Here is a 13,397-nt window from a genome sequence, read left to right on the forward strand (position 1 = left end):
CGAGACGCCTTCCTTCAGCCCGGAGTGACCAGTCGCGCCTCATACGCGAACACCGCCGCCTGCGTGCGGTCGCGCAGGCCCAGTTTCACCAGGACGCGGCTCACATGGGTCTTGATCGTCGACTCGGCCACCACCAGACGCTCGGCTATCTCCGAGTTGGAGAGGCCGTGGGCGATGAGGACCAGTACCTCCGTCTCCCGCTCGGTCAGATCGCCGTACGCGGCCTGCGCGGTGGGGGTCAGGCGCGGAGCGTCGGACAGCTTGGAGAACTCCGTGATCAGGCGCCTGGTGACAGAGGGCGCGAGCAGGGCCTCGCCCGCCGCCACCACCCGGACGCCGTCCGCCAGTTGCCGGGCCGAGGCGTCCTTGAGCAGGAAGCCGGAGGCTCCCGCGCGCAGCGCCTCGTACACGTACTCGTCCAGGTCGAACGTCGTCAGGACAAGCACCTTCGCCGTACCGTCCGCGGCGACGATCTCCCGTGTCGCCTCGATGCCGTTCAGCTCGGGCATCCGGATGTCCATCAGCACGATGTCGGGGGCGAGTTCCCGCACCCGCTCGACCGCCTCTCGGCCGTTGACGGCCTCGCCGACGACCTCGATGTCCGGCATCGCGTTGAGCAGCACCGAGAAGCCCTCACGCACCATCATCTGGTCGTCCGCGATCAGTACGCGGATCGTCATGCCTCGTCCTCGCCCACCATGGCGACCGGCAGGAACACCGTCACCTCGTAGCCTCCGTCGACCGGGCCCGCCGTCATGTCGCCGTCCAGCATGGAGACGCGCTCCCGCATCCCGGTGATGCCGTGCCCGGCGCCGGGCGAGGGTTTCACCAGTTCCTTCGCGGGCGGCGGCCCGTTGACTATGCGCAGGCCCAGCCCGCCGAGGACGTACCCGATCTCCACCCGCGCGCTCGCGCCCGGCGCGTGCCGCAGCGTGTTGCTCAGCGCCTCCTGGACGATCCGGTACGCGGACAGCTCCACGCCTTGCGGGAGTTCGCGCACCGCGCCGGTGACCACCTTCTCCACGTCGAGCCCTGCCTCCCGCACGTTCGCGAGCAGCGCGTCCAGGTCGGCGAGGGCGGGCTGCGGGGCATCGGGTGCCGCGTAGTCCTCCGCGCGGACGACCCCGAGGACCCGGCGCAGTTCGGTCAGCGCCGCCACCGCGTTCTCCCGGATGGTGACGAACGCCTTCTCCAGCTCCGGCGGCGGGTTCTCCACCCGGTAGGGGGCGGCCTCCGCCTGGATGGCGACCACCGACATGTGATGGGCGACCACGTCGTGCAGTTCGCGGGCGATGGTGGTGCGCTCCTCCAGCAGGGTGCGGCGGGAGCGCTCGTGCGCGGTCACCGTCTGCTGCGCGGTCACCTCCTGCTCGGCGTCACGGCGTATGTGCCAGATGGTGACGGCGAGCAGGAGCAGCGCGGCGAGGAGCAGCATGGGGCCGGTGTTCGGGCTGTAGTAGTAGCCACCGGTGAAGACGGCGGCGGCCACGACGCCGTAGCCCGCCGTCACCAGCCACATCCAGGCCGCCGTGCGCGGGCGGGTGCGGATCGCGACCACCGTGAGCACCGTCAGATGGGCGAGGAAGCTGCCCGGCAGCCACGGAAAGTTGCCCCCGTTCGGACTGAGAGCGGCGACGACCATGGCCGCCGGGAACGACAGCCAGAACGCCGCCACCGGGCGGACCAGCGTGAGCAGGACCGGGGCCAGGGTGAACAGACCGCACACCAGGGCCGCTATGCCGAAGCCGGCGTATCCCAGGGAGATGAGCATCGCCAGGACGCCGAACGCGGCCACTGTGGCGTGCGGTGCCCAGGACGCGTACTCCCGCCTGCGGTCGGAGAGCCGACGGGTGAGTGGTCCGTCGGCGCTCGTGCGAGGCAGCGGGCGGTAGGCGAAGACGTCGTGGAACAGGTCCTTCTGCAGCCCCCGAAGGGCCCCGATCGCCGCCCGGACCTCCGGGCTGCGCGGCTTGTACGCGTCGTACCGGCTGTCCGGTCGCGTGGTCTGCGTGTGCGTCGTCTCGGTCACGTACAGAACGGTAGGCCGGGGCGGGGGGAGCGGTCGTCACCTGTGAGAGGGGTCGTCGCGGGTCCCTCTCAAGTACTACGGGTGCGAGCGGGGTCCGCCCGACGGAGCACGCCGCACCCCGTTCACCACGCCAACTGCCCGATTTCCTCCGCCACCACCGCGCACGCGTCCGCCGCCGGATCGATGAGCGGGAAGTGCCCCACGTCCTCCAGCAGGGTCAGGCCCACCACCTCGCCCGCCTTCGCCGCGGCGTCCGCGTACGCCTCGGCGACCGCCTGCGGGACCACCATGTCCCTACGGCCCTGGACGAGCGTGGTCGCGATGCCGGTCGGCAGCAGCAGGGCCGGGTCGGCGTACGGCCGGCGCACGTGGAACTCGTCCTGGCCGCCGAGCAGTTGCAGCGCCGCGTTGCCGCAGACGTTGAGCTTCTCCGCGACCGTGAAGTCCGCGATGGGGGCGAGGACGACCACCCCGCGCAGTTGAGCGGGCCGGCCCGTGCGCCAGGGGGAATCCGCGGGCAGCACGTGCCGGGCCGCCGCCCACAGGGCCAGCTGACCGCCCGCCGAGTGGCCGGTTATCACCGTGCGGCGCAGGTCGGCCTGCGGAAGTGCCTCGCGGACCAGCGCGGGCAGCGCGTCCAGCGCGGCGGCGACGTCGTCGAAGGTGTCCGGCCAGCGGCCCGCTACCGGGGTTTCGCCGCCCCCGGCCGGTTCCGCGCCGCCGCGCCGGTACTCGACGTTGGCCACGGCGAAGCCGCGCCGCGCCAGGAAGTCCGCGAACGGGGTGATGTGCCGCCGGTCGTACGGCGCCCGCCAGGCACCCCCGTGCAGGACGACGACCAGCGGGCTGGGAACGGCCGGTGACGAGGACGCCGTGTCGCGTGGGGCATAGAAGTCGATCACCTGGTCGGGGTGGTCGCCGTAGGCGGCCGTGCCATCGGGATCGACCGGTGGGTGCGAGAAGGCCGACTCCTCTTCGGCGGCGGCACGGGCCGCGGCGTCGTCCGGCATGCTCAACCTCTCAGCGACGATGGGGGTACCTCCCAGGCTTTCGGCACGGGGGGAGGTTTGGCGGACCAGAGATGATGGCAGCCGTTGGCGGGGACGCTATCAGGCCAGTGACGTGCGGGGACACGGGGATGTCACGCTCGGTGAGGGGCAAAACGGTGCTGTTTCGCGCGAGCCGGGCAACCGGTACAGACCGGCGCCACCGGGTGAGCGCGCGACGGCGACCCGCAGGCCACCGAGGCGGTCATGCGCGCGCCGCCCGCCCGCAGACCCGCAAGCTCGCAAGGGCCCACGGGGCTACCCCGCCGTCACCTCCCCAGTACCTCCTCCAACACCTCCCCGAGCACCCGCGCCGCCCGTTCCACGTCCCCGAAGCCCACGTACAACGGAGTGAAGCCGAAACGGAGGACGTCGGGACGGCGGAAGTCCCCCACCACCCCGCGCGCGATCAGCCGCTTCATCACGTCCCCGGCGGCGGCGCAGCGCAGGGCGACCTGGCTGCCCCGCTCCGCGTGGGCCACCGGCGTCAGGGACTCCACCAGACCCGCGGGAACGTACGCCGCGACGCACTCCAGGAAGAAGTCGCCCAGGGCGAGGGACTTGGCGCGCACAGCCGCCACCGACACCCCGTCCCAGACGTCCAGCGCGGCCTCCAGCGCCAGCATGGACAGGATGTCCGGGGTGCCCACGCGCCCGCGCCGGGCCCCCGGTGCCGCCTCGTAGTCGGGGCGCATGCCGAAGGGCTCGGCGTGGGAGTTCCAGCCGGGCAGCGGGGAGTCGAAACGGTCCTGGTGGGAGCGGCGCACATACAGGTACGCCGGTGCGCCCGGGCCGCCGTTCAGGTACTTGTACGTGCAGCCGACCGCCAGGTCCACGCCGTGCTCGTCCAGCCCCACCGGCAGCGCGCCCGCGCTGTGGCACAGGTCCCAGACCGCCACCGCGCCCGCCGCGTGCACCGCCGCCGTGAGCGACGGCAGGTCGTGCAGGCGGCCGGTGCGGTAGTCGACGTGGTTCAGCAGCACCGCCGCCGTACGGTCGCTCAGGGCCGCCGGCACCTCGGCGGGGGCCACCGGGCGAAGGGTGTGGCCGGTCAGCCGGGCCGCCGACTCGGCGATGTAACCGTCCGTGGGGAACGTCGTCGCGTCGACCAGGATCTCGTCCCGGGCCTCCCCCACCGGCCCCGTCGGCCCCGTCGGCCCCGCCCGCCCCACCAGCCGCACGGCGCCCACCAGTGCCTTGAACACGTTGACGCTCGTCGAGTCGCCCACCACGATCTGCCCCGGTGCCGCGCCGACCAGCGGAGCGATCCGGTCGCCGATCCGTTCGGGCGCCGTCCACCAGCCGCTCTCGTCCCAGGAGCGGATGCGCAGTTCGCCCCACTGCCGGCGCACCACGTCGGAGATCCGGTCGGCCACGTGCACGGGCAGCGCGCCCAGCGAGTTGCCGTCCAGGTACACGGCGTCGTCAGGGCTGCCGGGGTCGTCCAGGACGAACCGGGAGCGCAGCGGGGCCAGCTCGTCCGCCGCGTCCAACTGCCGTGCGGTGACGGCTGGTTCGCCGCCCGTCCGGATGGTGGCCGGTTCGGTGGTGTCAGACATGGGACCTCGCCGTCCACAGCTCGGGGAACACGTTGTTCTGGGTGCGCTTCTCCAGCCAGGCGACCCCGGCCGAGCCGCCCGTGCCGGTCTTGGCGCCCATCGCGCGCCGGGTCGCGACCAGGTGGTCGTTGCGCCAGCGCCAGACCAGCTCGGCCACGTCCGTCAACGCCTCGCCGAGGCGCGCGAGTTCACCGTTCTGGTCGCCGGAGTAGACCGCCGTCCAGGCCGCCTCGACCGCCGCCGAGGGCTCGTGGCGCCGGGACACGTCCCGCGCCAGGACCTCGGGCGGGATCGCGTGGCCGCGGCGCGCGAGGAGCCGTACCACCTCGTCGTACAGGCTCGGCTCGTGCAGGGCCTTCTCCAGCTCGGCGTGGACGCGCGGCGCGCCCCGGTGCGGGACCAGCATCGACGCGGACTTCTCGCCGAGCAGGAATTCCATCCGCCGGTACATCGCCGACTGGAAGCCGGAGCCCTCGCCGAGCGCGGAGCGGTACGAGTTGAACTGGGCCGGGGTGAGCGCGGCGAGCGGCTTCCAGGAGGCGTTCAGCGCCTCCAGCTCGCGTACGGACCGCTTCAGCGCGTCGATCGCGCCCGGCACCCGGTCCTCGCGCAGCGCCCGTGCCGCCGTCTCCCACTCGTGGACGACGACCGTGAACCAGAGTTCCATCACCTGGGTGGTGACCAGGAAGACCATCTCGCCGGGATCGTCGGAGAGGGTGTGCTGGAGATGGGTGAGCACGTCCGCCCGGACGTAGTCCTCGTACGGCGTCGTGCCCGCGAAGTCGAGATGCGGGGTCTCGGGCTCAGCGGCCTCGGGAAGGGGGTGAGCCGGTTGGGACATCGCTGTCTCCTGCTGTACTCCGGGTAGCGGTCCGCCCCTGCCGATGCCGGCACGGGGGCCCCGGTCCCCACCGGCATCCTCCGCAATCACCCCGGCCCCGGCAAGCCCGGACCGCCCGCCGACGCCCTCACCCGCGCCCTTACCCGCGCCCCCGCCCACTTCCTCGCGCACTTCCTCGCCCACGCGCGCCCGCCGCCCACCGGCCACCGGCCCCCACGTCCCTCCCGCGATCCGCCGCCCACCGGCCCCCGCCTGCCCTCCCGCCATCCGGCGCCCACCGGCCCGCCCCGCCCGCCGCCGGTGGCACACTGCATCCATGACGACCCACACGAACCTGCTCGGCGGCCCCGACCCGACGTACCTCCCCGAGAACGCGGAGGCCGCCCGGCTGCTGGACGAGGAATCCCTGTCGCCCGCCGAGGTCGCCGCGCAGCACCCGACGTTCTCGCGGGCGTGGGCGGCGCTCGCGGAGGAGGCGTTCTCGGCGGGCCGGGTGGTCGAGTCGTACGCCTACGCCCGTACCGGTTACCACCGCGGACTCGACGCGCTGCGGCGGAACGGCTGGAAGGGCCACGGCCCGGTCCCCTGGAGCCACGGCCCCAACCAGGGTTTCCTGCGCTGCCTGGCCGCGCTCGCGCGCGCGGCCGAGGCCATCGACGAGAAGGAAGAATACGAACGCTGCCGCCAGTTCCTGCGCGACAGCGACCCCGCGGCCTACGCGGAACTCCTCGCCTGACCCCCACGCCCCACGGCCCGGGACCCTGAACCCCGGTATACCCCGGACCCGAGCCGGAGCCCCCGCCCCGGGCCTGCTCCGGACTCGGGTTCGCCCCCGTTACTCGGGGCGGCCACGTCACCCGGGTTCGGCCCCGTCACCCGGTTCGCCCCTCCGTTTCAGGCGCGGCATCGCCCTCAGCGCGGGTCCCGGCCGCGCTTCCCGGTGTCCAGGGGCGGTGACGTGATGTTCCCGTGGGTACGGCACTCCGGGACGTTGCAGTCCGGGGCCGGGCGGCGCACCGCGGCGAAGGCCAGCACCGCGCCCAGCACCAGGACGCCCGCGCACCACGGCATCGCCCGCCGGAACGCCGCGTCGAAGGCGTCCGCGGAACGGTAGGCGTCCGGCCCCATCCCGGCCAGCAGCGGCAGCGCGGCCACCGCGATCAGCCCGGCGGCACGGGCCGCCGCGTTGTTGATGCCGCTGGCCAGACCCGCCCGCTCGGTGTCCACGGAGGCGAGCACCGTGGCGGTGAGCGGGGCGACCAGGATGACCATGCCCGCGCCCATGACCAGGAGCGCGGGCAGTACATCCGTGAGGTAGTCGGCCTTCTTGCCCACCCGCAGTATCAGCAGCATCGCCGCCGCGCAGAGCAACGGCCCGACGGTGAGCGGGATGCGCGGCCCGATGCGGTCGGCCAGCGCGCCCGAACGGGCCGAGAACAGCAGCATCAGAACGGTGGTCGGCAGCAGCGCCGTACCGGCCTGGAGGGGCGAGTAGCCCGCGACGACCTGGAGTTGCAGCGCGGTCAGGAAGAAGAAGCCGCCGAACGCCGCGTAGACGCACATCGTGACCAGGTTGACCACGGTGAACTGGCGGGACGCGAAGATGTCGAGCGGCATCATCGGGTCGGCGCGGTACTTCTCGACGTACCCGAAGGCGACCGCGGCCGCGACCCCGGCGACGGCGGTGACGGCGACGACGGCCGAACCCTGTCCGGCCTCGATCAGGGCGTACGTCACCAGGGCCAGGGCGAGCGCCCCGAGGGCCGCGCCCAGCACGTCGAAACCGCCGTGGCCCCCCTCCGCCTCCGTACCCGCTCCACCGCCCCCGGCCCCAGTCCCGCCTCTGGCCCCGGCCCCGTGCGGCCGGAACTCGCGTCCTCCGGACTCGGGCACGTGCCGTACGGCGATGGGGGCGCACACCAGCGCCACCGGCACGTTGATCAGGAACACCCAGCGCCAGCCGGGGCCGTCCACCAGCCAGCCGCCCAGGAACGGCCCGACGGCCGCCCCGATACCCCCGAACCCCGACCACAGGCCGACCGCCTTGGCCCGGTCGTCGGGGTGGAAGGACGCCTGGATGAGCGCGAGGGAGCCGGGGGTGAGCAGCGCGCCGCCGATGCCCTGGAGGGCGCGGGCGCCGACGAGGACGCCGGCGGTCGGGGCGACGCCGCACAGCAGGGAGGCGGCCGCGAACCAGACGACCCCGATCACGAAGATCCGGCGGCGCCCGTAGCGGTCGCCCAGCGCACCGCCGAGCAGGATCAGCCCGGCCAGCGTGACCAGGTAGGCGTTGACCGTCCACTGGAGGGCCGCCAGGTCCACGTTCAGGTCGCGGCCGATGCGCGGCAGGGCCACGTTGACGACGGTCGAGTCCAGCAGGGCCATGCTGGAGCCGAGCACGGTGGTGAGCAGGATCCACTTGCCCTGGGGCGAGGCGAGCCGGACGTCGGGCATGCCCCAGGTATACCGGATACACCGCGAGCCCGACCCTGGGCGGGCCGGGCTCGCTGAAATCCCTCGTACGGTACCGCGGACGGACGGAGCTACTTGATCTTCGTGCCGGCCGACCGCAGGTGCTGGGTCGCCTCGAAGACGCGCCGGGCCATCGACGCCTCGGCCAGCTTGCCCCAGGTGCGCGGGTCGTACGTCTTCTTGGAACCGACCTCGCCGTCGACCTTCAGGACGCCGTCGTAGTTCTTGAACATGTGGTCGGCGACCGGACGGGTGAAGGCGTACTGGGTGTCCGTGTCGATGTTCATCTTGACGACGCCGTTCTCCAGCGCGGTCGCGATCTCCTGCTCGGTGGAGCCGGAGCCGCCGTGGAAGACGAAGTCGAACGGGGACGGCTTGTTGTACTTGGCGGCGACGCCGTCGTTCAGCTCCTTCAGCAGCTCGGGGCGGAGCACCACGTTGCCCGGCTTGTACACGCCGTGCACGTTGCCGAAGGAGGCGGCCAGCAGGTAGCGGCCCTTCTCGCCGAGGCCGAGCGCCTCCGCCGTACGGATCGCGTCGTCGACCGTGGTGTACAGGGAGTCGTTGATCTCGTGCGAGACGCCGTCCTCCTCGCCGCCGGTCGGGGTGATCTCCACCTCAAGGATGATCCTGGCGGCGTGGGCGCGCGCCAGCAGTTCCTGCGCGATGGCCAGGTTGTCGGCGAGGGTCTCCGCAGAGCCGTCCCACATGTGGGACTGGAACAGCGGGTTCTGCCCGGCCTTCACGCGCTCCTCGGAGATCGCGATCAGCGGACGGACGTACCCGTCGAGCTTGTCCTTCGGGCAGTGGTCGGTGTGCAGGGCGACCGTCACCGGGTACTTCTCGGCGATGATGTGCGCGTACTCGGCCAGGGCGACCGCGCCGGTCACCATGTCCTTGCTGTACTGACCGCCCAGGAACTCGGCGCCACCCGTGGAGATCTGGATGATGCCGTCGCTCTCCGCCTCGGCGAAGCCGCGCAGAGCCGCGTTCAGGGTCTGGCTGGAGGTGACGTTGATGGCCGGGTAGGCGAACTTGCCTGCCTTCGCCCGGTCGAGCATCTCGTTGTAGACCTCGGGGGTTGCGATGGGCATCTGTCCGCTCCTTGAGTGTGCGGGTCGGCAATCTGCGTACTACGGCCCTGACCTAGACCTTGGGGGTGACGTCGTCGTCGTCCCCATCCTTCCAGACATTGGGCCCGTGCTCGGCTCCCCCGGCGGCACGGCGCCCCGGGGTGCGGTCGACGCCGTGCGTCAGTCGAGCCCCAACTCGTCCTTCGAATAGGCGAAGAGGTACGGGACGCCCGCGCCCTCCTGGATCTTCTCGGCGGCGCCGGTCGCCCGGTCCACGATCGTCGCGACGGCGACGACCTCGGCACCGGCCTCGCGCACGGCCGCCACCGCGGTGAGCGGCGAGCCGCCGGTGGTGGAGGTGTCCTCGACGACCAGCACCCGGCGGCCCTTGATCTCCGGGCCCTCGACGCGCCGCTGCATGCCGTGCGCCTTGGCGGCCTTCCGTACGACGAACGCGTCCAGCCGGCGGCCGCGCGCGGCGGCGGCGTGCAGCAGTGCGGTGGCGACCGGGTCGGCACCCATGGTCAGCCCGCCCACGGCGTCGAAGTCGAGGTCCGCGGTCAGGTCCAGCAGCACCTGTCCGACCAGCGGCGCGGCCTCGCCGTCGAGGGTGACGCGCCGCAGGTCGATGTAGTACTCCGCCTCCAGGCCCGACGAGAGCGTCACCGTGCCGTGCACCACGGCCTTGTCCTTGATCTGCTGCAGCAGCGCGCCGCGTACGTCCGTCATGCCGCCCAGCTTAGAGGCGGCGCCGGGGCCGGTCAGAGGCGGCGCCAGCGCCAGGCGGCCGTGGCCTCCAGCGGCTCCAGCGGCGTGACCAGGCGGGGCAGGGTGTTGAGCCCGTTGGGCGGGCCGGTCTGCGGCTCGACGCAGACGGCGGCCTCCTGTTCGTCGTAGACGACCGCCCACTGCTCGCGACTGGTCACCGTCAGCTCCAGCTGTCCGGGCCAGGTGAGGGTGACGTCCACGCCGTCGGGCATGCCGAAGCAGTCGTCCCAGGGGCCGGGCCGGGGCTCGATCCGGTTGCCGGTGGGCAGGTGGTCGGCGCCGCGCTCCTCCTGCCAGGCGGGCGTGAAGTCGAGCCGTACGTCCTCGCCGCCCAGGTTCCGGTTGAACCACGGGTGCCAGCCGACCTGCGCCGGGAAGGACGAGCCGTACGTCTCGACGGACAGCGTGAGGGTCAGGCTGTCCTCGGTCAGGGCGAAGACCTGGGTGACGCGGCCGGGGTAGGGCCACGGCTCGACCAGGTCGTAGGTGATGACGGCCTCGTCGGCCAGGACGCGGGCGGTGCGCCAGGCACCGTCGCGGGCGGTGCCGTGGATGGCGTGCGGCGGGGAGTTGAGCGGCATCTGGTGCGCGGTGGCGCCGTTCAGGAAACGGCCGTCCCTGATCCGTCCGCACCAGGGAACCATCGGGAAACAGCCGAAGCGGTCGCCCTGCCGGAGCAGCTCGGTACCGGCGATCCGGAGCCCGGCGACCCGCCCGCCGTTGTCCGGCCGCAGGCTCACCTCCGCGTCACCCGCGGTCAGCGTGATGGGTTCGTTACTCACGGGACGACCCTACTGGGGCGGTACGGGAGAACGGCAGCACCCCCAGGGCCCTTCTGATGGATCTCCGACAGGACCCTAGCGACGTCTGCGCAGCGCCCTGCCGACCACGATCGCCGAGGCGAGGGCGAGGGCCGCCGCGGGGGCGGCCCAGCGCAGCGCGGAGTTCGCGGCGACCGTCTCCGGGACCGGTACGGGGGCGTAGCGCCCGCGCGGCGGGGCGTGGTCCACCTCCTCCGCGCTGCGGCCGATCATGGTCCGTCGTGCGTGCGCCGCCTCGGCGGGCAGGCCGCCGACGGGCGCGACGCCCGCCGGGCCGCCACGGGCGCCGTCCGCGGCGCCTGCCGCGCCCCCTTCTCCGGCCCCTTGCTCGTCCTCGGCCTCGGCCTCGGCCTCGGCCTCCGCGTCGGGCGCCGGCGCGGGCGGCGGCACCTCGGTCTCGAAGACGGACTCCTGCGCGTCGTCCTCGGAGACCGCCTCGGAATCTGCCGCGGAATCCGCCTTGGAATCACGGGCGTCCGCCCCGGGAACCCCGGCGTCCGCCCCGGAACCCCCGGATTCGGCACCGGAACCCAACTCGGCGCCGTCTGTGCGCCCGGCCCCCTCGGCCGCGTCGGCCGCCCGGGTCCCGGCCGCAGGCCCGACGGAGTCCTCCGGCGCGCCGCCGGGGGTGTCCTCCGGTGCCGTGGCCAGGGCCTCCACGCTGCGGTTCAGCAGGCGGATCGCGGCCGAACCCACCGCGTCCGCGGGCAGTTCGGCGACCCGTCCATCCGCGGCGGCCGTGCCCTCCACGGTGACGGCGGTGCCGCCGTCGGCGTCGCGGAGGCGGAGGACGAGAGCGAGTTTGACCTGGCCGGTGCCGCGTGCCTCGGTCGCCTCACCCGCCACCTCGTAGGAACCGTCGTCCCGCGCCGAGACACGCAGCGATCCCCGGTAGGTGATGGAGTGGCCGGCGACACGCACCTTCAGCCGCCCCGCGACCGGTTCGGCACCGGCGTCCTGCTGGAGCCCGGGAACCGCCCGGGCGATGCGCGCGGGCTCGGCGAGCGCCTGCCGCAGCCGCTCGGCCGGAACCGGAACGAAGACCTCATGCTCCATGTCGGCTGAGCCTACCCACGAGCGGCCGGTACGTACCCCCCTGTGAGCCGCCCGGTCGTCATGACCCCCGGACCACCGGTCGTCAGTACCGCGGATGCACCAGCGTGGAGGCCGGCCCGCCGGTGATCCGGATGCCGGCCGCCGCACGGGCGTCCGCGGCGAGCGACTGCGGCGTCAGGGTGCGCAGCCGCGGCCCCGCCGGGTCAAGCCGCAGCGGCGGCGCGGCGGAGCCGGGCGCGGCCAGCACGAATCCCCAGTCGTGCGGGGTACGGGAGGCGCCCGCGGAGCGGTCCGGACCCGCCTTGAACCCGGGGTCGTGGCCGAGCACCCGGTAGGGCGCGGTGCCGAACCCCGCCGCGCGCAACGTCGCCTCCACCGTCCAGAAGACCCGCGGCCGGGCGGCCACCGGTCCGGCGTGCACCACGAGCCGGCCGTGCTCGGCCAGCACCCGCCGGGTCAGACCGTAGAACTCCTCGGAGTAGAGCTTCGTACTGGCCGTGATGCCGGGGTCCGGCAGATCCGCGATCACGACGTCGTACGTGCCGGTGGGCGCCCCGCGCAGCCAGCCGAAGGCGTCGCCGGTGGTGACGTGGACGCGGGCGTCGCCGTAGGCGTGGCCGTTGAGGGCGGACAGCCCCGGGTCGCGGCGGGCCAGCCGGAGCAGGCCCGCGTCGAGTTCGACGACGTCGATCCGGCGCACGCCCGGGTAGCGCAGCGCCTCCCGGGCGGCCAGCCCGTCCCCGCCGCCGAGGATGAGCACGCGCGCGTGCGGGCCGGTCATCGCGGGGTGGACCAGCGCCTCGTGGTAGCGGCCCTCGTCCCGGCCGCCGACGCGCAGCCGGCCGTCGAGGTACAGATCGAGGGGGTGGCCGCGGGTACCGCCGGTGAGGACCACCTCCTGGACGTCGGTCTGGAGGGCCACGCGTACGTCGCCGTCGTACACCGCCTGCCGGGCGAGCCGTTCGAAGTCGTCCACGAGGACGGCGGCGGAGGCGAGCAGGCCGAGGACGGTGATGTTGGCGAGCAGCAGCGCCCAGCGGGGCCGGCGGCCGAGGTCGCGGCGGAACAGGCCGAGGACCAGGGCGCCGCCCGCGACGGCGTTGACCGCGCCGGTGAGCAGTGCGCCGGTCAACTGGCCGAGGAACGGCAGGAGCAGGAAGGGGAAGGCGAGGCCGCCGACGAGCGCGCCGACGTAGTCCGCTGCGAACAGGTCGGCGACCGCGCCGCCCGGGTCCTGCCGCCGGATGCGCTGGATCAGCTCCATCAGCAGCGGCACCTCGGCGCCGATCAGCAGGCCGATGGCGAGCGAGAAGGCGACCAGCAGACAGCGGGGGCCGCTGGCCCACAGGCCGCCCCAGTCGCCGGTCCAGGCGAACAGGGCGTACAACGCCATCGCGCTGCATCCGCCGACCAGCGCGAGGCCCGCCTCGATGGCACCGAAGGCGGCGGCCGCGTGCCGGCGCAGCCGCTTCGCGGCGAGCGAGCCGAGGCCCATCGCGAAGACCATGACGGACAGCACGACGGAAGCCTGGGTGACCGAGTCACCGATCAAGTACGAGGCGAGGGCGACCAGTTCGAGTTCGTAGACGAGTCCGCAGGCGGCGCAGACGAAGACGCCCGCGAGGACCAGGAACCGTCCGGTCCCGGGCCGGACGGACAGCCGCGCGGGTCCGCTCCGGAGCGGCGGGACACCGGGAGGGGCGGGAGCGTGCGGTTCGATCACTCTGCGACG

General features: G+C 73.4%; 12 protein-coding genes. 1 reads left to right on the forward strand and 11 read right to left on the reverse strand.

The annotated features are described in order from the left end of the window. Positions 1–14: 14 nt before the first annotated feature. The 5 genes from ACFY2B_RS17500 to ACFY2B_RS17520 form a co-directional block, all read right to left on the reverse strand. Entirely contained in the window at positions 15–680 is a 666-nt protein-coding gene (locus tag ACFY2B_RS17500; RefSeq protein WP_390763980.1) for a response regulator, read from the reverse strand. Next, entirely contained in the window at positions 677–2,029 is a 1,353-nt protein-coding gene (locus tag ACFY2B_RS17505; RefSeq protein WP_390763981.1) for a sensor histidine kinase, read from the reverse strand. Before ACFY2B_RS17505 ends, ACFY2B_RS17500 begins: the two co-directional genes overlap by 4 nt. Before the next feature lie 122 nt (positions 2,030–2,151). Then, entirely contained in the window at positions 2,152–3,039 is an 888-nt protein-coding gene (locus tag ACFY2B_RS17510) for an alpha/beta hydrolase (RefSeq protein WP_390763982.1), read from the reverse strand. Positions 3,040–3,344: 305 nt separating this feature from the next. After that, positions 3,345–4,634: a kynureninase gene (gene kynU, locus ACFY2B_RS17515; protein ID WP_390763983.1), complete on the reverse strand. Its 1,290-nt coding sequence runs from the start codon at positions 4,632–4,634 to the stop codon at positions 3,345–3,347. Then, positions 4,627–5,475 (reverse strand): tryptophan 2,3-dioxygenase family protein, encoded by an 849-nt coding sequence (locus ACFY2B_RS17520; protein ID WP_390763984.1) that lies wholly within the window; start codon positions 5,473–5,475, stop codon positions 4,627–4,629. Before ACFY2B_RS17520 ends, kynU begins: the two co-directional genes overlap by 8 nt. Positions 5,476–5,791: 316 nt before the next feature. On the opposite strand from ACFY2B_RS17520, the gene ACFY2B_RS17525 reads away from it, so the two are divergent. Continuing rightward, positions 5,792–6,211 (forward strand): DUF3151 domain-containing protein, encoded by a 420-nt coding sequence (locus ACFY2B_RS17525; RefSeq protein WP_390763985.1) that lies wholly within the window; start codon positions 5,792–5,794, stop codon positions 6,209–6,211. Positions 6,212–6,387: 176 nt separating this feature from the next. Here the strand turns inward: ACFY2B_RS17525 and ACFY2B_RS17530 are convergent, their stop codons facing one another. The 6 genes from ACFY2B_RS17530 to ACFY2B_RS17555 form a co-directional block, all read right to left on the reverse strand. Beyond that, positions 6,388–7,929, reverse strand: coding sequence for an MFS transporter (locus tag ACFY2B_RS17530; RefSeq protein ID WP_390763986.1), 1,542 nt, complete (start codon positions 7,927–7,929; stop codon positions 6,388–6,390). Positions 7,930–8,018: 89 nt separating this feature from the next. Then, positions 8,019–9,041: a class II fructose-bisphosphate aldolase gene (gene fbaA / locus ACFY2B_RS17535; protein WP_390763987.1), complete on the reverse strand. Its 1,023-nt coding sequence runs from the start codon at positions 9,039–9,041 to the stop codon at positions 8,019–8,021. Between the two features lie 159 nt (positions 9,042–9,200). Continuing rightward, positions 9,201–9,749 (reverse strand): orotate phosphoribosyltransferase, encoded by a 549-nt coding sequence (gene pyrE, locus ACFY2B_RS17540; protein ID WP_390763988.1) that lies wholly within the window; start codon positions 9,747–9,749, stop codon positions 9,201–9,203. A gap of 32 nt (positions 9,750–9,781) precedes the next feature. Continuing rightward, on the reverse strand, positions 9,782–10,570 hold the full coding sequence (locus tag ACFY2B_RS17545) for an aldose 1-epimerase (protein WP_390763989.1): 789 nt from the start codon (positions 10,568–10,570) through the stop codon (positions 9,782–9,784). Between the two features lie 75 nt (positions 10,571–10,645). Beyond that, the gene (locus tag ACFY2B_RS17550) at positions 10,646–11,665 is read right to left on the reverse strand and encodes an SRPBCC domain-containing protein (protein WP_390763990.1); all 1,020 of its coding nucleotides are present in this window, start codon (positions 11,663–11,665) and stop codon (positions 10,646–10,648) included. An 82-nt stretch (positions 11,666–11,747) separates the two neighbouring features. Next, a complete protein-coding gene (locus tag ACFY2B_RS17555; RefSeq protein ID WP_390763991.1) occupies positions 11,748–13,388 on the reverse strand; it encodes a polyamine aminopropyltransferase in 1,641 nt (546 codons plus the stop codon). Between the last annotated feature and the right edge of the window lie 9 nt (positions 13,389–13,397).

Source organism: Streptomyces sp. NPDC001270, assembly GCF_042896695.1.
Classification (GTDB): domain Bacteria; phylum Actinomycetota; class Actinomycetes; order Streptomycetales; family Streptomycetaceae; genus Streptomyces.

Excerpts from the sequence above, each read along its gene's own strand:
- ACFY2B_RS17500 (WP_390763980.1), bottom strand. The coding sequence starts at position 680 with ATGACGATCCGCGTACTGATCGCGGACGACCAGATGATGGTGCGTGAG.
- ACFY2B_RS17510 (WP_390763982.1), bottom strand. The coding sequence starts at position 3,039 with ATGCCGGACGACGCCGCGGCCCGTGCCGCCGCCGAAGAGGAGTCGGCC.
- kynU (WP_390763983.1), bottom strand. The coding sequence starts at position 4,634 with ATGTCTGACACCACCGAACCGGCCACCATCCGGACGGGCGGCGAACCA.
- ACFY2B_RS17520 (WP_390763984.1), bottom strand. The coding sequence starts at position 5,475 with ATGTCCCAACCGGCTCACCCCCTTCCCGAGGCCGCTGAGCCCGAGACC.
- ACFY2B_RS17525 (WP_390763985.1), top strand. The coding sequence starts at position 5,792 with ATGACGACCCACACGAACCTGCTCGGCGGCCCCGACCCGACGTACCTC.
- ACFY2B_RS17530 (WP_390763986.1), bottom strand. The coding sequence starts at position 7,929 with ATGCCCGACGTCCGGCTCGCCTCGCCCCAGGGCAAGTGGATCCTGCTC.
- fbaA (WP_390763987.1), bottom strand. The coding sequence starts at position 9,041 with ATGCCCATCGCAACCCCCGAGGTCTACAACGAGATGCTCGACCGGGCG.
- pyrE (WP_390763988.1), bottom strand. The coding sequence starts at position 9,749 with ATGACGGACGTACGCGGCGCGCTGCTGCAGCAGATCAAGGACAAGGCC.
- ACFY2B_RS17550 (WP_390763990.1), bottom strand. The coding sequence starts at position 11,665 with ATGGAGCATGAGGTCTTCGTTCCGGTTCCGGCCGAGCGGCTGCGGCAG.